The 20706-nt window shown below is 47.3% G+C and carries 22 protein-coding genes; 19 read left to right on the forward strand and 3 right to left on the reverse strand.

The features are described from left to right. The 14 genes from Q0628_RS08765 to Q0628_RS08830 form a co-directional block, all read left to right on the forward strand. Positions 1-1390 (forward strand): 3'-5' exonuclease (locus Q0628_RS08765; RefSeq protein ID WP_298770181.1); only part of this gene is annotated, 1390 nt, incomplete at its 5' end. Between the two features lie 77 nt (positions 1391-1467). Then, positions 1468-1755, forward strand: a complete 288-nt coding sequence (gatC, locus tag Q0628_RS08770) for an Asp-tRNA(Asn)/Glu-tRNA(Gln) amidotransferase subunit GatC (protein ID WP_298770183.1) — start codon at positions 1468-1470, stop codon at positions 1753-1755. A 29-nt stretch (positions 1756-1784) separates the two neighbouring features. Then, complete coding sequence (locus tag Q0628_RS08775; RefSeq protein WP_298770185.1) at positions 1785-2486, forward strand: NTP transferase domain-containing protein; 702 nt, start codon at positions 1785-1787, stop codon at positions 2484-2486. Positions 2487-2494: 8 nt separating this feature from the next. Further along, positions 2495-2977, forward strand: coding sequence for a helix-hairpin-helix domain-containing protein (locus Q0628_RS08780; RefSeq protein ID WP_298770187.1), 483 nt, complete (start codon positions 2495-2497; stop codon positions 2975-2977). A gap of 37 nt (positions 2978-3014) precedes the next feature. Next, a complete protein-coding gene (locus tag Q0628_RS08785) occupies positions 3015-3929 on the forward strand; it encodes a hypothetical protein (protein ID WP_298770189.1) in 915 nt (304 codons plus the stop codon). Then, positions 3926-4939, forward strand: a complete 1014-nt coding sequence (locus Q0628_RS08790) for a hypothetical protein (RefSeq protein ID WP_298770191.1) — start codon at positions 3926-3928, stop codon at positions 4937-4939. Before Q0628_RS08785 ends, Q0628_RS08790 begins: the two co-directional genes overlap by 4 nt. A 6-nt stretch (positions 4940-4945) precedes the next feature. Continuing rightward, positions 4946-5494, forward strand: a complete 549-nt coding sequence (gene rsmD / locus Q0628_RS08795; RefSeq protein WP_298770193.1) for a 16S rRNA (guanine(966)-N(2))-methyltransferase RsmD — start codon at positions 4946-4948, stop codon at positions 5492-5494. An 88-nt stretch (positions 5495-5582) separates the two neighbouring features. Next, positions 5583-6080 carry a pantetheine-phosphate adenylyltransferase gene (gene coaD, locus Q0628_RS08800; RefSeq protein ID WP_298770195.1) on the forward strand — a complete coding sequence of 166 codons (498 nt, stop codon included), beginning with the start codon at positions 5583-5585 and terminating at the stop codon, positions 6078-6080. A gap of 52 nt (positions 6081-6132) precedes the next feature. Further along, positions 6133-6984, forward strand: coding sequence for a rhomboid family intramembrane serine protease (locus Q0628_RS08805; protein WP_298770197.1), 852 nt, complete (start codon positions 6133-6135; stop codon positions 6982-6984). Then, positions 6984-7946 (forward strand): adenosine kinase, encoded by a 963-nt coding sequence (locus tag Q0628_RS08810; protein ID WP_298770199.1) that lies wholly within the window; start codon positions 6984-6986, stop codon positions 7944-7946. Before Q0628_RS08805 ends, Q0628_RS08810 begins: the two co-directional genes overlap by 1 nt. A 16-nt stretch (positions 7947-7962) precedes the next feature. After that, positions 7963-9009 (forward strand): hypothetical protein, encoded by a 1047-nt coding sequence (locus tag Q0628_RS08815; RefSeq protein WP_298770201.1) that lies wholly within the window; start codon positions 7963-7965, stop codon positions 9007-9009. Between the two features lie 26 nt (positions 9010-9035). Further along, entirely contained in the window at positions 9036-9464 is a 429-nt protein-coding gene (locus Q0628_RS08820; protein WP_298770202.1) for a hypothetical protein, read from the forward strand. 13 nt (positions 9465-9477) lie between these two features. Continuing rightward, positions 9478-11034 (forward strand): choice-of-anchor I family protein, encoded by a 1557-nt coding sequence (locus Q0628_RS08825; RefSeq protein WP_298770204.1) that lies wholly within the window; start codon positions 9478-9480, stop codon positions 11032-11034. A gap of 73 nt (positions 11035-11107) precedes the next feature. Further along, complete coding sequence (locus tag Q0628_RS08830; protein WP_298770207.1) at positions 11108-11707, forward strand: superoxide dismutase; 600 nt, start codon at positions 11108-11110, stop codon at positions 11705-11707. A 48-nt stretch (positions 11708-11755) separates the two neighbouring features. Here Q0628_RS08830 and Q0628_RS08835 read toward each other — a convergent pair whose 3' ends face one another. Both Q0628_RS08835 and Q0628_RS08840 read right to left on the reverse strand, forming a co-directional pair. After that, complete coding sequence (locus Q0628_RS08835; protein WP_298770209.1) at positions 11756-12196, reverse strand: hypothetical protein; 441 nt, start codon at positions 12194-12196, stop codon at positions 11756-11758. A 75-nt stretch (positions 12197-12271) separates the two neighbouring features. Next, positions 12272-13378: a glycosyl hydrolase family 5 gene (locus Q0628_RS08840; protein ID WP_298770211.1), complete on the reverse strand. Its 1107-nt coding sequence runs from the start codon at positions 13376-13378 to the stop codon at positions 12272-12274. Positions 13379-13473: 95 nt separating this feature from the next. Here Q0628_RS08840 and Q0628_RS08845 point away from each other — a divergent pair, with 95 nt between their 5' ends. Then, positions 13474-14106: a PH domain-containing protein gene (locus Q0628_RS08845; RefSeq protein ID WP_298770213.1), complete on the forward strand. Its 633-nt coding sequence runs from the start codon at positions 13474-13476 to the stop codon at positions 14104-14106. A gap of 4 nt (positions 14107-14110) precedes the next feature. Here Q0628_RS08845 and Q0628_RS08850 read toward each other — a convergent pair whose 3' ends face one another. Next, positions 14111-14551 carry a L,D-transpeptidase family protein gene (locus Q0628_RS08850; protein ID WP_298770215.1) on the reverse strand — a complete coding sequence of 147 codons (441 nt, stop codon included), beginning with the start codon at positions 14549-14551 and terminating at the stop codon, positions 14111-14113. Positions 14552-14885: 334 nt separating this feature from the next. On the opposite strand from Q0628_RS08850, the gene Q0628_RS08855 reads away from it, so the two are divergent. The 4 genes from Q0628_RS08855 to Q0628_RS08870 all read left to right on the forward strand — a co-directional run bounded on the left by Q0628_RS08855 (position 14886) and on the right by Q0628_RS08870 (position 20683). Next, a complete protein-coding gene (locus Q0628_RS08855) occupies positions 14886-15077 on the forward strand; it encodes a hypothetical protein (protein ID WP_298770217.1) in 192 nt (63 codons plus the stop codon). Between the two features lie 39 nt (positions 15078-15116). Next, positions 15117-15386, forward strand: coding sequence for a hypothetical protein (locus tag Q0628_RS08860; protein ID WP_298770219.1), 270 nt, complete (start codon positions 15117-15119; stop codon positions 15384-15386). After that, positions 15352-15741 carry a helix-turn-helix transcriptional regulator gene (locus tag Q0628_RS08865; protein WP_298770221.1) on the forward strand — a complete coding sequence of 130 codons (390 nt, stop codon included), beginning with the start codon at positions 15352-15354 and terminating at the stop codon, positions 15739-15741. The genes Q0628_RS08860 and Q0628_RS08865 overlap by 35 nt, the downstream gene beginning before the upstream one ends. 229 nt (positions 15742-15970) lie before the next feature. Then, entirely contained in the window at positions 15971-20683 is a 4713-nt protein-coding gene (locus Q0628_RS08870; RefSeq protein ID WP_298770223.1) for a T9SS type A sorting domain-containing protein, read from the forward strand. Positions 20684-20706: the final 23 nt, after the last annotated feature.

Below are 20706 nucleotides of genomic sequence, written 5' to 3' on the forward strand. Positions count from 1 at the left end.
CGAGGATTTTTATGCCAAGACTGCTGTATTCTACCGCACCAACGCGCAGTCCCGCGCCTTGGAAAAGGCGCTGAATGACCGCCGTATACCGTCGGTCATTTTTGGCGGCATGCGATTCTGGGACCGCAAAGAAATCAAGGACGTACTTGCATACTTGCGCCTGCTCGCTAACGAGCGTGACGATGCCGCCTATCTGCGCGTGATAAACACTCCGCCTCGCGCCATCGGTAAGACGACTGTTGAGAATATCCTTGAGAAGGAACGCAATGGCGAAGGAACCTTCTGGGAAAACCTGCTTGCCGAAGCGAATAGCGGTGGACGCGCCGCTCCCAAGCTCAAGGGCTTTACCGAGCTCGTTCTCAATTGGAAATCGTTGCTTGCCGCAGGCGAAACACCGCTTCCGATTTTGGCCGAAAAAATCATCAACGATGTGGGGTACAAGGAATTTCTGCGCAAGGAAGATGAGATTACCGCCGACGAACGCATCGGCAACTTGGACGAAATGGTGAACGCCATTCGCGAATTCGATGAAGAACATCCGGGGGCGACTCTCGACGCCTTCCTTCAGGATATTTCGCTCCTTACCGATGCAGACAAGAAGGTGGATAATTCCAAGGGCCAGGTGACGCTCATGACAATCCACATGGCGAAGGGCCTTGAGTTCAACACGGTGCATATTGCCGGCTGCGACGAAGAAATTTTTCCGCTTATTCGTATGTCCACGATGATGTCCGGCACAGAGATGAACGAACAGATGGAAGAAGAACGCCGCCTGTTCTATGTGGGCTGTACCCGCGCCGAAAAGCAGCTTTTCCTGTACCATGCAGAACGCCGCTTCTTCCAGGGAAACATTCGTCCCTTCGCTCCGTCACGTTTTCTCAAGGAATTGGATCCGTCCGTTGTTGACTTTAGACCGTGTACGGATTTTGGCGACGGTTTTGGTAGCGACGACTTTAACCAGGATTTCTCCGGACAGCAGTTCTCCCGTCCGCCGCGCCCGAACATTCCGCCCAGTTTCCCGCGCAGGTCATCGGGAGGCTTTGGTGGAAGTTCTTCTCGTCCGAACAACTTCGGTTCGCACGGCTTTAGTCGTCCTTCTATTCCAAATTCCGTGAAGAAGAACGACAAGCGTATTGTTTACCGCAATCCGATCAAGGTCGCTGCCCCTGTAGCCCCTGCGGAACCCTCGGGCCCACGTGTCGTCTACGATGAATTCAGCGAAAATCCGTTCCATCCGGGCGTACGTGTGCGCCATACGAAATATGGAGTCGGGGTCATCACCAAGTGCTATGGAACGGGGGACAATGCACGAGTCGATGTTCGCTTTGGTAATGACAATGTGGTTCGCACGATTGTCCTGAAATATGCTGCGCTGCAAATAGTGGGCTAGGATGACTTTTTTGCAACATTCTGTTGCTTTCTGCTCATTTTTTTTTGCTATCTTGTTAGCGTAAGAAAAGAGGTTTTATGCTCGAACGTGAAGAAGTTTTGAAACTTGCGAAGCTTTCTAGGCTCGAAGTTGCCGAAGAAGATATCGAATCCGTGAAGGGTCACCTGGACAAGATGCTCAATCACCTTGAGGCACTCAAGGCTTTGAATCTTTCCGACGTGGAGCCGATGACCGCTGTCGAAAACGGTGCTACGATTCTTCGCGAAGATGTCACGGTTCAGGGCTTCTCGCTTGAACAAGCCTTCATGAATGCTCCGGCGGTCGAAAATGACCACTTTGCCATTCCTAAGGTTATTGGCGGCTAAGTAGCTCCTTTTATCGGTTGTTTTCTCTTATGGCGGTTCATTGTATTGTTCCGGCCCGTATTGGCTCGTCTCGATTTCCTAGGAAACCCCTTGCCAGAATTCTTGGCAAGGAAATGGTTGTGCGTACTTTGGAACGGGCCCTCCTTGCGGAATGTTTCGATCGAGTCATTTGCGCGACCGATTCTGAAGAAATTGCAGAAGTCGTTTCTAATGCAGGTTTCGAGTTTCTTCTGACGGGCCCGGCGTCGACAGGTTCTGACCGAGTCTCCTTCGCAGCAAGGGCACTCGACCTTGACTTGGTCGTTAACTTGCAGGGGGACGAACCCCTGGTGGAACCTGCACTCCTGGCTGAAGTGGCGCAGACTCTTGAACAGCATCCGGACGAGTGGGTGAGTGTCGCTTGTCCGTTGAATCCCTCCGAGGCGATGGTCAATACGGTCGTGAAGGTGATGCTCAAGGACGACTATGCTATAGATTTTGTACGTGAAATTTCACCGGAGGATGCAGCATGCTGGTTCCAGCATCAGGGCATTTATGCCTATTCCAGGAAATGTCGCGAAGAATTTTCCTCTTTGCCGCAGAGTGAGCGGGAACGGGAGCTTTCCTTGGAACAGTTGCGGATTATTGATCGTCGTCCGATCCGTATGGTACGAAGCCCGTATCCGTCCGTTTCTGTGGATGTCCCTTCCGATCTTGCTACGGTAGAAAGAATTCTTTCCTTGAAAAAATGAGGTTCCCAGTGAACGCTCCCGAAAAGAAGCTGATATACATGGCGGTGATTCTCCTCGCGGTGGGGTTTGTTGTCCGCATTCTTCCTTGGGGACTGCCCTCGATTGAATCTTTTCAGGTGGGGGATTCGGTCATCGTTCCTGTCGAAAAACAAGATGAATTGTCGGGAGAACGCTCCAATTTGGAATATGCTGACGACAAGCGGTCGTTTGTAGATAAAGTAACCTCTGTTGACTCCCTTTATGACAATCGAAATCTGAAAAAGGATCGTGTTTCTAAATCTAGGGTAGCCCCAAAACTGCCGATTCATGTGAATTCGGCCTCGGTAGACGAACTTTGCGCCCTGAAGGGTGTCGGTCCGAAGCTTGCAGAGAAGATTATCGCGGTTAGGGAGGCTTCCGGACCGTATAGAACCCCTTCGGATCTTCAAAAAGTGCCTGGAATCGGTAAGAAAAAATTGGAAAGCCTCCTTTCGGGGGTGATTTTTGATTAGTTTTAGGGTGTAGTTTTTTTCATAAGTCGTTGATAATATGAGTGATACGAAGATTTACATGGGTATCGAAGCGGCTGACGCTTCCCTGAAAGTGGCCCTTTTGGATGCTGCTGAAAAGCGCGTCCTGAAGACGGCTGTTTTGGAAACGGAAACGAGTCCTCTCGATGATGTTTATGCTTTCGAGACGGTCCTTCAGGGCTGGTTGGATTTCTGCCAGATCGATAATATCGAAGCCGTTTCGGTGGCTATCCCCGCATTTCGGTCCATTGTGCGTCAAATATTCGTTCCGCCCGAGGCTTGCAAAAACATTGATGAGTACCTGAACTGGTATGTCTCTCTCATTACGAATGCGGAAGCAAGCGAATATATCATTGACTATCAGATCCTGAGTGGAGAGGAAGCTCTCGGTTTTACGGTTATCCTTATTGCGGTTCGTTCCCAGTGGGTCGACAATTTGCGTAAGGGCTTCCGTAGCAAGATGCTCGCTCCGAAGGCAATGGACGTGGATGTGATATCCCTGATGAACTTGATGGGATATGCCGAAAATGATTCCGAATTGACCTGTATTGTCAAGGCGGACTATGCGGGTGTTACCATGCTTTGGCTCACGAAGGACAATCTTCAGGCTTTGCGCTGCGTCTCGACGCTACCCTTGGTCAACAAGACCAAGGAAGAAGCCTACCAAATTCTTGCGGATGGTATTGCGGAGCAGGTTCAGCTGGCTCAACAGGAAAATGCGGCTATCGTGACCAAGGAAATTCACCTTTGCGGCGAAATGGCCGGAGACCTGATGTTCGTTGAAAACCTGCGTCAGAAACTCTCGGATTGTCAGTTGACTCCGATGGATTCGTTCTCTAACTTGAGACTGCCGACGGAAGCGGATGATGCTGCCGCCGTGTTGACTTGTGCCGGCGCAATCGGTGCTGCCCTGAACGTGATGGAGGGTGTATGATTCATTTGAACCTGATTGATGCCGCTGAACGCTTGACTGCGGCCGAAAACGTGGCTCCTGTCCATGTGACGAGTGTTGCGGATCTTCAGAAGAAATCTCGAAAGAAAGCTTTGACTGCGGCTCTCGCAGCATTGTTCGTTGTAGTTGCTTTCAGCTGCTTCTTGAGTGTTGCCGGTGTTCCTGCTCCGTTGCAGGGCTTGCTGCCGGCACCTTATCTGTCACTTATCGGTGCGGTGGACCCGAGCCGTACGGACCTTGCCGTTGGATCTGGACAACGGACCTCCGCTGGTGGTTCGCTCGAGGCTCAGGCTGCTGCGGCTGAAGCCGCTCTGCGTATGCGCGAGGCTGTGACGGTTAAGCAGGTCGTCAGTGAAATCAATCCTCAGGTGCTTTTCAACAACAAGAGGACGGATTACGCGACATTCCTGCCCCTCGAAAAGATCTCTTACCAGAAGGCCTCTTTCGGTCAGTTCATTTCGTTCCTGAACACGGCCACTCCGGATGATGTCGGTTTCTCCGATTGCGTCTACCAGGCTCCGAACTTCTACTATGTTCGTGGCGTGGCGACCAAGCCGACTTCCCAGAAGTCCTTCCTCGAAAGAATCAAGTCCGTCAGTTCTGATTTCAGAACTCCACCTCTGCCAGAGAACGCCCCGGCCACAGATATTACCGCTTTTGGTAAGTTTAACGTGAACAACGTGAACCTTGGTGCCGTAAGCACCTTTGTGCCGTCATCCGAAGTGGCTGAGGAAGTCAAAAATATCAAGACTTTTGCGACGGCAAGTAAGGTCCGCCTCGGCGGCATGGATAAGCCTGTTGTCGAAGACTATGGCGTTTACAAGCGCTATTCGTACAAGGTAACTACTTCGGCCGATTTCAGTGATTTGCAGGCGTTCGTTATCGCTTATGCGTCCTCGCCGTCCCGTATGGGCCTGCGCAGCATGCAGATGTCGCAAGCCAAGCGAGACCTGTTCACGGAAATGAATTTCGAAATGTTTGTAATCAAGTAAGGCTTTATGCCTATTCGCATTACCGGCGGACTCATGCGGGGAAGGAATGTTCCTTCTCCCGATACTTCTAAGACTAGACCCACAGCTTCTCGCACACGAGAAGCTCTATTCAACATATTACAGGGTGTCGAAAATTTCCGTGTGCTGGACCTGTTTGCAGGAACGGGCATCATGGGAATCGAGGCGTTGAGTCGCGGAGCAGCTAGTGTCGTGGCGGTTGAGATGGCTCATGCCCAGGCGAGACTTGTTCTGCAGGCATACAAGGCCTTGTCCCTTGAATCGAAAATTACTTTGTTAGAAAAGAACGCCTTGACTCTCGATAGGGAATCTTTATGTGCAAGTGAAGGTTTCGATTTGATATATGCAGATCCTCCGTTCAAAGATATGGACTATCCGGATTTACGACCTTATTGGGAATGGTTGAATCCGGGAGGCATTGCCGTATTCGAGGCTCCGAGTCGCAACCTGCCTGCGTGGGTAAAGGAAGCCGACGAGGCGGGAAAGGTACAAGTCCGCCGTTACGGAGAATCTTCGCTGGTGATTTACAGGAAGTAGACAGTAGACGGTAGGAAGTAGACAGTTTTTCTTGAATAAAAACTTCCAACTTCCAACTTCTAACTTCCTACTTTTCTAAATTGTAATTATGAAGAAAATCGCCGTTTTCGCAGGGTCGTTCGATCCGTTCACTCTTGGTCACCTCGATATCGTAAAGCGCGCTTCTGCGCTGTTTGACGAACTGTATGTGCTCTTGGCGGTAAATGCTTCTAAAAAGTACTTGTTCCCGGAATTGGAAAGAATTGAAATCGCGAAAAGAACAGTTGGGGGGCTTTCGAACGTGAAAGTGGAAATGTTCGAAGGCCTCACGGTGAACTTCATGAAACGCGTTGGAGCGAAGTACTTGGTACGTGGAATCCGTGGAAGCGCCGACCTGGAGTACGAACAGACCGTGGCGTGGAACAATAGGAATCTTTATCCTGAATGCGAAACGGTTTTCTTGTCGAGTCTTCCCGAGCATCTGTGCATCTCTAGCACCGTTGTGCGAGAACTATTGAAAGTTGGTGCTAAAGATGTCGACGGAAAAGATATTCTCGCTAAATATGTACCCGCCGAAGTCATTCCTTTACTAACCACAAATCACTAACCTCTATTTACTCCATATGAGACCTTTTAGATATCTTCCTAAAGTTTTGCGAATGCTGCTGATTAGCAATGCAGTCGTTTTTGGAATCGCCTTTATTGGGGGTATACTTGGCCTACAACTGAACTTGCCCGGTGTGGGAGCCGGCAGCATTCGTGAATATGTGGCATACTTTGGCGCATTCTGGCCTTTTGCTCCTGAACAGGTGTGGCGTTTCGTTACGTACATGTTTGTTCATGTAGATTTCTGGCATTTTCTTTTTAATATGCTCATGCTTTGGATGTTCGGTAGCGAAGTTGCCGATATGATGGGTACGAAGCATTTTGCCGGAATGTACTTCTTCTGTGGAATTTTTGCGGCGATTTTTAGTCTCGTGATGTTCTGGCTTGGCATGACGAATGCTCCGATTATCGGTGCCTCCGGTGCGTTGATGGGAATCTTTGTGGCGTACTACAAGTTCTTCCCGAATCGAATGCTGCTGATGTTCTTCTTTTTCCCGATGCGGATAAAGTATGCCATGTGGTTTATGGTGGCGGTTGATGTGTTCATGGCGCATTCAAGCGATGGCGTGGCGCATTTTGCCCATTTGGGCGGCGTCGTGGGAGGTTTTCTTTACATGCACTTTTATGAACGCGGTTTTGGAAACTTGGGCAAGGCCTTTGCAAAAATGCGTGGGCCAAAGTTTACGGTGCACACGGGCGGTCGTGAAGAAAGCGAATCTCGCAACGATAATCGTGGGGATGATCGTCCGCTTGAAGGCGAAGTTTTCTATGTTGACGAAAATAAGCGCATGGATGAAATTCTTAAGAAAGTCAATAGCGAAGGAATTAATTCGTTGAATGAATCAGAACGTCAGTTTTTGTTGCGTGCGAGCGAAAAATTGCGTCACCGCAGAGGAGGAATGTAATGAAAAAAGTCCTTGGTATGGGGGCTGCCCTAGTAGACATTTTGGCAAACGTAGATGATGCCTGGATTGCTGCGCAAGGCGTGCAGAAGGGTGGCATGAACATGGTGGACTGGCCGCAGATGGAAAAGTTCCTTGGTGCCCTTCAGAATCCGCTACGCGTTCCAGGTGGTTCTACCTGCAATACCATGGTGGGACTTTCTCGCCTGGGAGGCAAGGCTGCCTTTATCTCGAAGATCGGTGACGATGAACTCGGAAAGCTTTTTCAGGAACATCTAAAAAATAATGGCGTAGAATCGAAAATGGGCGTTTCGGATGCCGCGACGGGCTGTGTGTTTTCGGCGGTGACTCCCGATGCTCAGCGTTCCATGTGGACTTACCTCGGTGCATCCGATTTCCTTGCGAGTGATGACTTTGTGCCAGCCCTCTACGATGGTGTTGGCTTGCTGTATGCCGAAGGGTATCGAGCCTTTAATGGCGATTGTTTCAAAAAGTCATTTACGCTTGCCCGTAGTCTAGGAGTTGAAACGGCTCTTGATTTTAGCAGTTTCGGTGTTGTAGATGCCTGCCGCAAGTTGTTCGATGAACTTTTCGAAAACAAGATGATTGATATCATTATTGCGAATGAAGATGAAGCCTATGCCTATGCCGGCGTCAAGGAAGAGGCCGCTCTTGAAGTCCTTGCAAAGAAGGCGAAGGTCGCTGTTGTTAAAATCGGCAAGCGCGGCGCCCTGATTGCGAAGGATGGCAAAGTGACGCATGTGCAGGCTGGACCCGCAAAGGCTATCGATACGACCGGTGCAGGTGATCTGTGGGCATCGGGATTCCTATATGGTTATATGAACGGCTGGGACATGGAACGTGCCGGTAACCTCGGCAGTGTTGTCTCTAATGAGGTTGTGCAGGTCATGGGTGCGCAGATTCCAGAAGATGGTTGGAAACGTATCCTTGAAGTGAGGGATTAATAGGGAGGAACGCAGAATGACTGGAAAAATTGGGGTTTTAGTTCTTGCGGCGATAGCTGTTTCGTTTGCCGATGAAGGAACCTATATCCGTAATATATGCGATTCCCTACCTTTTAAGGATCCTTCCAAGGTGGAACTGCGGCTTAGCAAGCTTGAAGCGATTTCATGGTCCGGCTCGAAGGATCTTGCTCACAAGGATTCCGGCAAGGTGATGGACTATAGCGACGATTATACCAAACTTAATCCGCTGCGAGATCAGTTTAAAAAGAATCTTCCTCTGTCTATTACGGCGGGCTGTAGCGAAACAAAGAATAACTTGTTCAAGTTCGCTAATTGGGATTCTAGATCCAAGACCTGGATTGAAAACGATGAAAATAATGATTACGCTACCTGTATCATGGATGTCAACATCTATGAATTTCCTGACTTCAATGCGTCGAACTCCTACAATGTCCTGGCGTTGAGAAAGGGCTCCCTTCCTGAAGAGGATTCGTATACCAGTGATGAACTGATGGTCTCAAGAACTTTCGAGTTCAATTTCGAGTGGTGGTACTCTATTGCCATGTATACGGAGCTAGATACCATAAAGGGGACGGATGGTGGAATTTCGATAAGCGTTAGAAATCACTATGCGACTTCACTGGCGTTGGATTCCGCATCGGCCCTGAATCGCTCGATTGATTCGCTGAATGTTCCTGATTCTATTGCCAAGGTGCAGTATCAGCTGATACATGCAGTACTGTCTGATGCAAACAAAATTCAGTCCTCTTCAAGCGCGCAGCCTACTTCTTCTGCGTCAGAGGATTGCGACGATGATCCGCGTCTTTCTTGCGGCTATGAGTCGAACAAGTCGTCATCCAGCATGGGATCCAGTTCTTCTGAGGAGGAAGAAACAACTCTCGCTGGCGGTTTGCTGAAGTCTCTGCGCGAATCGGCAGATGTCCGCGAAATCAGGCGCCTAGACGGCTCTCGTGTCAGTGCCTCCGAAACATTGAATCCTGGAGTCTATTATGTGAAGGGAGTCGATGGCCGTTGGAAAAAACGAATCGAGTTTCCTCGATAAATTTTTGAATTTTGTATATTTACGTCATGATCTATCTTGTTAAAGTAATTTCTTTTTCCCTATTGTTGTGCCTTACGGCCGCATTTGCCGAAGAAACCGTCCCCGCAGCATCTGAACCGGTTGCACCTTCGGTGGAGTCCGAACTTAAACAGGAACTCTCGACGCGCGATAGTCTCATGCAGGTGCAGGGAAATGCTTGTACCGTTGAAAAGGACTCACTGCGTGCCGTGATTGACTCTGAGAAGGCAAAAAGCGAAAACTGGGAAAAGAGCTACAATACAGTCAAGGCGAATAACGAAACATGTGCCCAGATGTTGAGTACAACCATTCAGATTAACGAGAAAAATAAGGAAAAGGAAAAGAATGATCGTCAGGCTGCAGCCATGATGACTTCGTCTTCTTTTTTCGGTGGTATTGGTGTTGGTCTCTTGATCATGTGGTTAATCATGAAGTGATTCCTAGGTGCTTATGAAAAAAAGATACCCTGTTTTTGTAAGCCTGCTTCTGTGCGCGGGCTTTTGTTTTGCAAAAAAGAATGCAGTTCCTGCAGGACCGTTCCAGTCCGGACGCGTTCTCGAGAAAATGTCTTCCTTGCCGATGGCTACGGCTGAAATATCCGATTTTATGCCAGAAAAGAATCTGGTGTTTGTCGTTGGCGGGGAGAAAGTCCTAGAAATCGTCGATCTGAAAAATCCGGCGTTTCCGAAAAAAGTGGCCGAGGTTCGGGTTCCGGGGAACGCTTCTAGTGTGAGTGTACATGGAGACTTGGTTGCGGTAAGCCTGATTGATGACGAAGCTTGGAAGGATGGCCAGGTGCAGGTGATGCGCTACACGGACAGTCTTGAGGTCCTTGGATTGTTTAGGGTATGTAGCCAGCCGGATATGATTAAATGGACTCCTGATGGCCGTAATTTGCTGGTGGCCTGCGAAGGGTCGCCAAGCGATGATTTTGTAGAGGACCCTGAAGGGGGAATTGCAATTCTTTCCGTGCCCGATGCATCGAGTGCGGAATCGTGGGTTAATCCTGAACTGAATGTCGTTCGTTTTGATAATCTGGATACGGCATCATTGAAGGCTGCTGGCGTTCGTGCTCCTGGAACACAAGGCTTTGTGAGGTCGCTGGAGCCGGAGTACATCACCATCTCCGAAGATTCGCGGACGGCGTGGGTGAGCCTGCAGGAAAACAATGCTATTGCCAAGCTGGATGTTCAAGCGAAAAGGGTGTCTCGCGTGTTTCCATTAGGGTATGTGGATCACTCTAAGCCGGGTTTTGGATTGGATGCGGTTAGCGACAAGGAAATTCGCATAGTGAATTATCCATTACGTGGTTTGCGTCAGCCCGATGGCATAGCGTCGTTCTCGTTAGGAGGCAAGAACTATGTGCTGACGGCGAATGAGGGCGCTCCTGTCAATGATTACAAGGCTTGGACGGATGAAACGACTCCGGTGATGCTTGCTCAGCAGGAAGTCCTGGATCGCTATGTGTTTAGGGATGCCTTGCTGAAAGAACTGTCGAACATGACTGTTAGCGGTATGGAACATTGCACGAGGTCCCCTGATAAGACGCCCAATGGAAAGTGCCCTTATGCTTACTCTTTCGGTAGCCGTTCCGTGAGTTTGTTTGACGGTAGCGACGGAAAGCTTCTGTGGGATTCCGGCGAATTGTTCGAGCGTATGGTAGCGCGGCTTGCTCCCGATTATTTTAACTGGAATTCCAAGAAGGGTAAGGTGAAAATGGATAGCCGTAGCCCGGATAAGGGATGTGAACCTGAAAATCTGACAGTTGGAATAGTCAACCATAGGCGTTATGTCTTTGTTGGGCTAGAGCGGACTGCAGGTATTGCTGTCTTCGATATGACGAATTTAGATGCGCCAGTCCTCGTCGACTTCTTGATTGATCCGCTAGATCGGGGACCCGAGGGCATTTTGTTCATTCCTGCGGATAAAAGCCCACTTGCAGGACAGGCGCTTTTAATCGTAGGATTTGAATTCAGCAAGTCTTTGACCATTTATATGGTAAAATAGGTGCCGTTCCGTAATAAATCTTTTGTATATTGAAAAGGTAACCATCGCTAAGGCGACTAACAAAGAGGTTCCCATGACCAATCCTATTAATGGAAAATTTGAAATGCCTGCTCTCCCGTATGCGGCTTCTGAACTTGCCCCAGCCCTGAGTGCGGAAACCATTGAATTCCACTACGGAAAGCATTTGCAGACCTATCTTAACAATTTGAATGCGGCTCTTCCGGGCAGCGCCTTTGAAGGCAAGTCCCTCGAAGAAATTGTGAAGACTGCCGAAGGGGGTGTCTTTAACAATGCTGGACAGTTCCTGAACCATTCTATGTACTTTCTGCAGTTTGCTGCCCCCAAGGCAAATAATGCTCCGGCAGGGATGATTGCCGAAGCGATTGCACGCGATTTTGGCTCGTTTGAAAAATTCCAGGAAGAATTCCAGGCGAAGGGTGCCGGTCTGTTCGGTTCGGGCTGGGTTTGGCTCTCTGCCGATGCAAGCGGCAAGCTGGTGATCACTCAGGAAGGCAATGCGCAGAATCCGCTGACCAAGGGTCTGAAGCCCCTCCTTACGTTTGATGTCTGGGAACACGCCTACTACATCGACTACCGTAACCGCCGCCCGGATTATCTTAAGGCGTTGTGGAGTATTGTCAATTGGGATGAAGTGAATAAGCGTCTCGGCTAGTCGATTGAAACTAATAAAAAAACGGTGGCCTCGTGAGGCCGCCGTTTTTTAATAGTCTTGTTTTGGTGGTAATACGAATTTCAATATGATTGGCACGAAAACCATGATTAGAATTTGTGCTGCGACAAAGCAGATGATTTGTGAACTGATGAGCATCGGCAAGAATGGAGGCTTGTGACCGGCAGGAATCAGTGCGAAATAGGCGAAGGTAACGAGAACCGTCGTGAGAAACGGAGTGTAGATGAGGTTCGTTGCTAGCGAAAGGATGAAACTTGTCTTCGGGGTTCGCGGCTGCAGATGGAACTTGCGTCCGAGAGCGGCATTGACCTTCGGTACTGGCACTAGGAATCCGATAATTAGGCTGACGACGAAACTGAGTACGAAACTTTCCAGAAAGCCGATGACGATGGGTGCCATGGGCATTTCGGCTGGGCGGTCTGCGAGCATATTTCCAATGAGGGAAAGGGTTAGGCTCATCAGAAAAGCCATGATAACTGAAATTTTAATGCCGATTTTTTTTGCGTCTTTTTCCATTGTACAAAAATAGTTAAAACATTTGAGGAACTACTCGATGGCTTCGACGAAGTCACCCGGCTTATAAATGGACCAGTCTTCCTGATATTTGAAATTGTTGTCTATTTCAGTGTTGATAGTTGACTTGTACTTGTCAACCAGGTATTGTGGGCACTCGACCTCCTCTATCCTATGCATGGGCATATTTGCTCCGTTGAACCAGTTTGCAGACCAAAGGCAGCCGGCAAGCAGGTTGTCCTCGCCATCGAAGGCAATCTGGCATTTTTCGCGAATGCATTCCTGGATTATTTGTGCGTTCTCGAATCCCAGGGAGTTATAACATTCCGTGGTGAATCCACCGTAAGCGTCGCCCCATTCGGTATTGTTGTTTGGAACCATCTGAGGGAGAACTTCGGAATGTATTCCCATGCCGCTTCCAGGAATCATGAGGTCAACTTGGGTATTGTAACCGTCGGAACCCTGCGCCAGGATCATGACGATCATGTGTTTTCCCTTGATGCTCTTTGTTGCTTGAGATTCGGTGTATTTGGCATCTCCAGTGAACTGGATATGGAGGCATTTGCCACACAGGAGTTCCTTTTGAGAGTATGCGGCGGCGAATCCGTAGGCAAGTGTATCGTTTACGGCGATGGGAGCCATGTCTGTACATGTGAATGCTCCCTGGGATGGATTCTTGGAATCACAGGCGTTTATTGCGGCTGCGTATACTCCGGTAATTCCGTCCTTGGATAATGTATAGGCAGGAATTTCGTAGCTGTGTACGCTACAGGTCCTAGGAGCTCCGTAGGAATCCTTGTAGGGATCTGTACCGAATCTCTTTAGTAATTCTGGATCAGTGCAATTGGGAGAACATGCATCCCAGTATGCTGCGGCAAATCCCGAATCTCCGTCTGTGAGAATGTTCTTGTATTCTGCGACAGGGTAATCCTTAATGGACTTCATGTTGCCCTTGTCCTTGATCGTGGGACCCGTTTTGATGATTGATTCGCTGGAGGAGGGGTCTTCCTGGGAGGAAGAGGACGATTCTATTTGAGACGAAGATTCCGGTTGTGGTTCTGCACTAGACGAGGCGTCGTCACTGCAGCCAAAAAAAGAAAAAACTGCTGCGGAAAGTGTGGTAAAAAGAATTTTTTTCATGTATTTCATCCTTTTATGAGTTGCCCAATAAAAAATAACATATATTGATTAAAGAATGAATGTTTAAATTGGAAATGAGTCGAAGGGATGTTCTTATGGACAGTGATTTGACGCTTTTGATAGGGAAGGACGAGAAAATTCTCTATGCCGGAAAGCCCGACAAGAGGTGCTTCATCTTTGAATGCATTTTCAATCCGCTGCTCCCGTTTGCAATTGTTTGGGGACTTATCGACCTGTTCTTTATCGGAGCCGCCTTTTCTTCGGACAAGGCGAACGAAACGGCCTTGTTTATTGTTCCCTTCATGGCACTTCACCTGCTGCCCGTCTGGATTTATTTGGGTGGTGCTTTACTCTCGTTTAAGCACTACCGCAACAAGGCCTATGTCGTTACGGACAAGGGAATCTATACATCCGGCGGAATTTTCGCAAGAACATACAAGTCAAAACCCTTCGCGGAACTTTCGCATGTGGACTTGCACCGCGGCATTTTTGATCAGTGGTTTGGCGTGGGAGATATTATAACGACCTCGGCACAGTCCAATCCTGCGACGTTGAACGGTCGCAGGACTTCTGCCAACGCGGGCATTTCCATCGACAGCATCGCCGATTACGCCGAAGTGTACAAGCTCGTGAAAAAACTGCAAGAAGACATCTACACCGATGTGATGTACCCCAACGACTTGCGGCCCAAGGAAAATCACGGGTATAAAACCAGGTATCGCGGCTAAAAACTTAGGGAACGATGGTTATCGGAGTTCCGTCTTTGACGGCTTCGTAGATTTCTTCGATTTCGTCGTTGGTGACGGCGATGCAGCCGGCGGTCCAGTCCTTCCACTTGTGCCAGAATTTAAAGAGGAATGCGGGAACCTTGTTCGGGTAGCCGTGAATCATGATGTTGCCGCCGGGCTCGTAATTGCCTTCTTTTGCGGCCTCGATTTGCTCCGCGTTCGGGTACGAAATTCGGAGCGATAAATGGAACTTGCTTTTGGGGTTGTGAAGCACGATGGTGTATTCGCCTTCGGGTGTCTTGTTGTCACCGGACTTGACTTTCGCTCCCACAGGATTCTTGCCCAACGAAATCCTGTACGTCTTGACGATGTACTCGCCATTGCGCAAGTGCATTTGGCGCTTCGCCTTTTCTACGAGAATGTTGTCGATAGGTGAGGGGAGCATGGGTTGAAATGTAGTTTTTTAGAACTCGCTGTTGAACTTGATTATTTGTGGTCTGCGACAGATAACACAATGTAAAATTTTTGCACGCCCCTTGCCAAATAATTAAAACTTAGGTACAATTACTGCATCCCCGAACGCATCTCGTCTAAGGAAAGGCGAGGTGCGTTCTTTTTCGCTTGTAGCGCTAACGCATTGGCCTCGGCAATGGAAATAAGTGAACTTATTTCCGCTGCTCTCGGCTTAGTGCGTTTTTATTTGGACTTTTCCGCCCAAAGAGAAAGAACGCCTCTAAAAAACAACCAGTCGCAAATGCGACCATAACAATGGAGGCTATATGAAGTCTAAAGAAATTTTTTCGACAGTTTTTGCCAAGGCTGAAGATCTGGCAAATGAAATGACGCTGCATAATACGCGGGTGAAAAGGCTGGTCAAGCAAAAAAAAATTGAAAAGGAATATGTGGACAATAATCGTGCCGTCCGCAAAATGTTGCATGACCGTGGGATTGATGGCTCAAATAGAAAGTAAAGAAAAAATCTTGACAGGAGTAAAGAAATAATATAAATTATGAGAAGAGTCATTTTAAAGAAGAAAATTGTGAAGGCTGTCGCAATTATGCCAAAGAGAGAAAGGATTCTTTTTGACAAACTTGTGGAGGACTTGAAAGAAAAAGGACCGGTTCTGCCAAATTGGCCGAACTACAAAAAACTCACTGATACGAATATGTATCATTGCCATCTTTCTTACCATTGGGTGGCGTGTTGGATTGAAACAATTGAAGGAATTGAATTGGAGGTCACTTATGTTGGAAGCCGTGAAAATGCGCCTTACAAGTAAGGATGTGAGTGGAACGATGTTTACGTTTGAAGGAACGAACATTCCTGAACACCTTCTGCTTTATATCAGGTCTGCATTCCCGAATGTGGAAGATGTCGTGAATGGAGACGAAGAGTATGTTGAGTGGGGTGAGACGGACCTTTCAAAACAAATCAAGGCGGAAACTACGCCTGCCGAAAGCTTGAAGTTGCTTCGCACGACTTTTGGCTACACTCAGCAGCAGCTTGCGGATAAGGTTGGTATAACCAAACAGCAGATATCTGCCATGGAGCGGGGGAGGGAACCGATTGGCCGCAAGATGGCCCACAGGCTCGCAAACGCCCTCGGAACGAGTTACAAGAATTTGTTCTGGTGAGTTGTAAAGTGTATTTTAAGGGTGAAATGTTTGTTTCGCCTATATTTTTATGGATTTAATCCATATTTTTACAGGCAAATTGTTGAGCTGAGTCATTTTTTGTAGTTTTGGATATTTTTTTTTACATTTGTTCGGTAATTTAGTATATACTTAAATATGTATGTCGTATTCCAATCGTCTAAATTTGGCGAAACGGTTTAAGCCCGAATTTTGCAATGGGGAGGGGTGCATGTTTGAGCATATTCTAACGAGAGTAGCGGTTCTATTGGCGTTTGCTACCGCAGCTTTTGCTGACACATCCGGTGCGACTCCTATGTACACGATTTCCTTCGAAATTGGTGGCGATACCGTGCAGACTGGTGAATACGCCGAAGGTGATTTGCCCGTATATACAGGTGAAACTCCAACCAAGGAATCAGACCGCTACTACGATTATTCCTTTAAATATTGGTACGATGCCAATTACGCCAGATACAAGTATGAAGGTGTTCATGAGGCGTATGAAAGCACTTCGTACAAGGCAGAATTTGAAAGAAATATCAGATTTTATACAGTGACGTTATTGGATGATGACGGCTCCGTCTTGGAAATAGGACACGCACCTTATGGTGGAACTTTCCATTATTCTGTGAAACCTAGAGGTGATGACGATTACACTTGGCTTGGATGGCGTTCTACTGATGAGAGTGATTTTTTTATACAGAGTAGTTATTTTTGGGTTGATGGGGATACAACCTATACATCATGGTATGATTACCGTATTCGATTCAACGATGCCGACGGAAAACTGCTGTGTACGGGCTGGTATGGCAAAGGAGAAACCCCTAACCCTGATTCATTGGGATGTCCTGAAAAACCGACAAAAAAGTCTACCGCAGAATACGCTTATGAGTTCGATGGTTGGGATAAACCACTTGCTCCTGTCACGACTCCAACAACTTATACGGCGAAGTTTAAAGAAATACCTCTGAAGGCATCTGTAATTGATATTGCTGTTGGGGAATCTTGGCCTGTCGACACAAAGAATTTAATTTCTCTCGGAGATACTGGCGTAGGGATAGAGCTTTCGAAAGACGCTGCGGTAGACCTGTCGCAATGCAATGCGATACAATACGATTATATTGGACCGTCGCATTCCTTTATTATAGAGGGAGTGGATGGTAGTCGTTTGATACATGGTACTTTGGGCTCTTCAGGCATAAGGAATGAATTAGTGTACCGCAGTAGCTTTTGGAACGATGCCGAACCTTCGGTCGTTTTTGCCCATGTGGCTCGATTTATCTGGAGTGACTTTGATTCTGTAGGAGGAGAAATGCCCGCGTTTGAACTCAATAGTGTCAAGTGCCTAAGAAAGCCTTCCTACACAGTGAAGTTCTTTGCGAGGGGCGAACTGCTTGACGAATCAACCTATGCCGAAGGCGAAGAACCAAATCCTTCGGATAAAATTTATGATAGGATTGGCGATATCGCATGGGCGATGAGCAATGCGGAATATCGATATGATTTTGGAGGATGGAGTGTTTCTGGTGATACTATTTATAATGCGAAATTTATAAAGAGTCCGAGAACTTATTCCTTTGAGTTTTGCCAGCATCAAAATGAGTGGGGATCCTGTGACGAATCGTCATGGGTGGAAGTCGGACCGGGAGAAATTCCTGTTTACGACGGACCCGTTCCAACGCGAGACGCTGATGATATTCCCACGTATGGCGCTGATGATTCATGCAGCCAATGGACTTTTGACGGTTCCTGGCGCACAACAAGACATGTTGGAGATGCAGCAGTCCATTGGTTCGTCGGCCCGGAACCAGCCTCTCCAGAAAATGATGGTAGTATCTTTGACCCAAATTTTACCTGTACCGAAAAAAGGAAATATACGGTCACTTTCAAGGATAGCGATGGTAGCGTGATATCCTCCAAGGAATACGAGTATAACGACCTGCTGGATGAATTCCCGGAAACTCCTGTACGCGGAAATCCGCCGACGGAGATTTGTGAACCACTCGATTGGACTACAGATTGGGGCGATTCATATTCACCGAAAGACAAGCATCATGTTCAACGCGACATTACCCTTACGCCAAATTATCATTGCCGATACAGGATTCAGTATGACATTGCCGGAGATATTTTTGAAGAATATGCTGATTCTGGAACATCATATAAAAACTTAGCGCTAAGTGATTCGGTTTGGGGTGCAGCTAAGGATATTTCTTGGTCCCCCTCCTATAGTAAGGAGAAAGTCGTTTCTGAACCCATGAAGTTTACGGCGGTACACTATAAAGTTTATGTAAAGATTGAAATTGGCGAATACTTTTGGGAGCTATGGGTAGATGAAAGTGCTCCATTGAAGAACTTTGTTGATCAACTACACTTACTAGAGTATTTTCCCGTTGGAGAGGGTGCAAACGAAAAAAAATTTGGAATAGAAGAATGTGTAACTATTTCTGCCGAAGGAGATACATCATCTACATGCGAGCTTACATATAATGCCATGAATGCAGATATGATTGTTTTTCATCCGAAGCCCTTTATTCTGCTGGCGACAAAGTACAGTTCATTTTATCCGGTAAGATTTGTAGATGATGATGGAACTCTTTTGTCCTTTAATAAAGATTCGCTTGTTGCGACTCTTCGCTTTAGGTTCCCAGATCCCCCCGACGAGTCATCCCTTGTTGGACCGCGACCAGGCACTGTCCCTGACCCACCGCCCCCAGTTTTGGCATCTTCTAATAATGACTTGGACCAAAACAATGGCGGTAATGTCGGCAATTGCGACAGTGTGTGGTTCTATGGTTCTGGAAGCCCAATCGATGCCGTTTTGTACGATTTAGGTTTCCCTGAGGCTCCGTCTAAGACTCGTGATGGCAAAACTTATACTTTTGATGCTTGGGGTGTATCAAGTGACACCTTGAATGGTCCGACAACTTTCGTGGCTGCTTACAAGACTGCGGATGATAAATATACGGTCTATTTTATGCGTGGAGATTCGATTTTGCAAAGGGATGAACTTTCTGTGGGTGAAATGCCGGAATTTAGGGGCGATGTCTCGAAATTAGATTATTCCGATGATGTGTATACCTATAAATGGAAGGGCTGGGATGTCCCAATTGTGGAAGTAGACGGAGCCGCCGTTTATTGTGCCATTTTTGATAAAGTTCCTCGCGAATATGAAGTGGTATTCTTGAACGATGACGGCACCGAACTGTATCGTAACAATTATCTCTATTATTATTATTTAATAAATGATAAAAACGTTCCTACGGAAGAATCTATCCTTGCTACCAAAACGGGCGATGTGCGTTTTTTGGGCTGGCAAAATGGAAGGTCTCATAAAAAAACGGAGGAGTGGCTGTGGAATCGTAGTTATATCCATAAGAACGTGAAGAATGTCTTTGTTAATGGGGCGGGGTTCCTAAAAGCTCGCCTTGATTACAAGATTACATTCAAGAACTATGACGGCACAGTGCTCGGGGAAACTTGGGAATTTTCTGGGGCAAATCTCAAAGAAAATTTGGACCGGATAAATGCGTACGATTCCTGGAAAATTGCCAAGCCTTCTACCGATGAATACGACTATGTCTGGAAGGGCAAGACCGATGTCGTGAAAGGCTGGGACAAGGAAATTACCGAGGTAAGCAATTCCGTGGTCTATACGGTTGCGTTTGATTCCATTAAGCGCCAGTATGAAGTCTCCTTTGTCGATGACGATGGTTCGCAGAACCATAATTCTACAGTGTTGAAAGAACCCAAAGCCTATGACTATGGTACCAAGGCGTCTGATATAGAGTTGCCTGAAAGCCCGACAAAGGAACCGTCTATTCCGTATACCTATTCCTTTGCTGGTTGGGTGCTGAATGGCAAGAAGGGTATTCAAGATGTGACGGGGAATGCGACATATGTGGCGACATGGACGGCGACTCTAAGGCAATATTCTGTGTTGTTCGTTGATGAAGACGGAAAGGAACTCAAGGCGAAGTTATCTTATGACTATGCAACGGATTCTGCTGCAATAGAAGTTCCTGAAGCTCCCGTTAAAGAGGGGTATGATTTCGCGGGTTGGACTCCTGAAATTGGAGATGTTGTCGGCGATGTCATCTATAGGGCTAGCTATGTCAAGAAACCCAAGACCGAATTTGTGATTACTTGGCGCAATGACGATGGGACTCTTTTGCATCAGAATACTTTCAGCTTGAATCAGCTTCCTTCGTATGAATGGGAATACCCGACCAAGGAACCGACTGCAGCGAACACATTTGTATTTGAAGGCTGGACTCCTTCGATATCTGTGGTGACAGACGATGCCGAATATGTTGCGTCCTATACGTCTTATGTTCGTAAATACTGGGTTTCTTTCAAGTATAAGGGACGCGTCAGTGCTGAGAAAGATGCCTATGATTATAATACGCCTGTTTCGGATATTGAATTGCCGAATATTCCAGATACTGCAATGTATGATTGCGTCCGTAAGTTTATCGGATGGTCGCCGGAAATTTCTGTTGTGACGGAAGACGCTTATTATGAAGCGCAGTATAGTGGTTGCATTGAATCGGAAGAGGTGTCTAGTTCGAGCGAACCGCCAGTATCTAGCTCCAGTGTAAAGTCTGTAAGTTCCAGTAGTTCTAGCAAGGTTCAGCCAAAGTCTAGTTCTAGCAGAGTATTGCCGAAATCTTCGTCGAGTAAAACTTCTACGATTGTGATGGGAGAATGGTTTAGAGGACTGAAACTTGGCTTTGGCCGCAATGTTCTTTCGGTCACTTCTCTGACCCCTTCGGACATCCATATTCAAGTGTTCGACATGATGGGGCAGTTGATAACGAACTTCGATGAATATATAGTGGGCTCAAAGGATTTTGATTTGAGTCGGCTGAAGCGAGGAAACTATATTGTTCGTCTTGTGAATGAAAGTGACCAAAAAGCGGCTAGGATTTCTATAAGATAGAAGTTGTATTCGCCCTAAATTAA

This window comes from uncultured Fibrobacter sp., from assembly GCF_937877005.1.
Classification (GTDB): Bacteria; Fibrobacterota; Fibrobacteria; order Fibrobacterales; family Fibrobacteraceae; genus Fibrobacter.

Excerpts from the sequence above, each read along its gene's own strand:
- gatC (WP_298770183.1), top strand. The coding sequence starts at position 1,468 with ATGCTCGAACGTGAAGAAGTTTTGAAACTTGCGAAGCTTTCTAGGCTC.
- Q0628_RS08775 (WP_298770185.1), top strand. The coding sequence starts at position 1,785 with ATGGCGGTTCATTGTATTGTTCCGGCCCGTATTGGCTCGTCTCGATTT.
- Q0628_RS08785 (WP_298770189.1), top strand. The coding sequence starts at position 3,015 with ATGAGTGATACGAAGATTTACATGGGTATCGAAGCGGCTGACGCTTCC.
- Q0628_RS08790 (WP_298770191.1), top strand. The coding sequence starts at position 3,926 with ATGATTCATTTGAACCTGATTGATGCCGCTGAACGCTTGACTGCGGCC.
- rsmD (WP_298770193.1), top strand. The coding sequence starts at position 4,946 with ATGCCTATTCGCATTACCGGCGGACTCATGCGGGGAAGGAATGTTCCT.
- coaD (WP_298770195.1), top strand. The coding sequence starts at position 5,583 with ATGAAGAAAATCGCCGTTTTCGCAGGGTCGTTCGATCCGTTCACTCTT.
- Q0628_RS08805 (WP_298770197.1), top strand. The coding sequence starts at position 6,133 with ATGCTGCTGATTAGCAATGCAGTCGTTTTTGGAATCGCCTTTATTGGG.
- Q0628_RS08810 (WP_298770199.1), top strand. The coding sequence starts at position 6,984 with ATGAAAAAAGTCCTTGGTATGGGGGCTGCCCTAGTAGACATTTTGGCA.
- Q0628_RS08815 (WP_298770201.1), top strand. The coding sequence starts at position 7,963 with ATGACTGGAAAAATTGGGGTTTTAGTTCTTGCGGCGATAGCTGTTTCG.
- Q0628_RS08820 (WP_298770202.1), top strand. The coding sequence starts at position 9,036 with ATGATCTATCTTGTTAAAGTAATTTCTTTTTCCCTATTGTTGTGCCTT.
- Q0628_RS08825 (WP_298770204.1), top strand. The coding sequence starts at position 9,478 with ATGAAAAAAAGATACCCTGTTTTTGTAAGCCTGCTTCTGTGCGCGGGC.
- Q0628_RS08830 (WP_298770207.1), top strand. The coding sequence starts at position 11,108 with ATGACCAATCCTATTAATGGAAAATTTGAAATGCCTGCTCTCCCGTAT.
- Q0628_RS08835 (WP_298770209.1), bottom strand. The coding sequence starts at position 12,196 with ATGGCTTTTCTGATGAGCCTAACCCTTTCCCTCATTGGAAATATGCTC.
- Q0628_RS08840 (WP_298770211.1), bottom strand. The coding sequence starts at position 13,378 with ATGAAAAAAATTCTTTTTACCACACTTTCCGCAGCAGTTTTTTCTTTT.
- Q0628_RS08845 (WP_298770213.1), top strand. The coding sequence starts at position 13,474 with ATGGACAGTGATTTGACGCTTTTGATAGGGAAGGACGAGAAAATTCTC.
- Q0628_RS08850 (WP_298770215.1), bottom strand. The coding sequence starts at position 14,551 with ATGCTCCCCTCACCTATCGACAACATTCTCGTAGAAAAGGCGAAGCGC.
- Q0628_RS08855 (WP_298770217.1), top strand. The coding sequence starts at position 14,886 with ATGAAGTCTAAAGAAATTTTTTCGACAGTTTTTGCCAAGGCTGAAGAT.
- Q0628_RS08860 (WP_298770219.1), top strand. The coding sequence starts at position 15,117 with ATGAGAAGAGTCATTTTAAAGAAGAAAATTGTGAAGGCTGTCGCAATT.
- Q0628_RS08865 (WP_298770221.1), top strand. The coding sequence starts at position 15,352 with ATGTTGGAAGCCGTGAAAATGCGCCTTACAAGTAAGGATGTGAGTGGA.
- Q0628_RS08870 (WP_298770223.1), top strand. The coding sequence starts at position 15,971 with ATGTTTGAGCATATTCTAACGAGAGTAGCGGTTCTATTGGCGTTTGCT.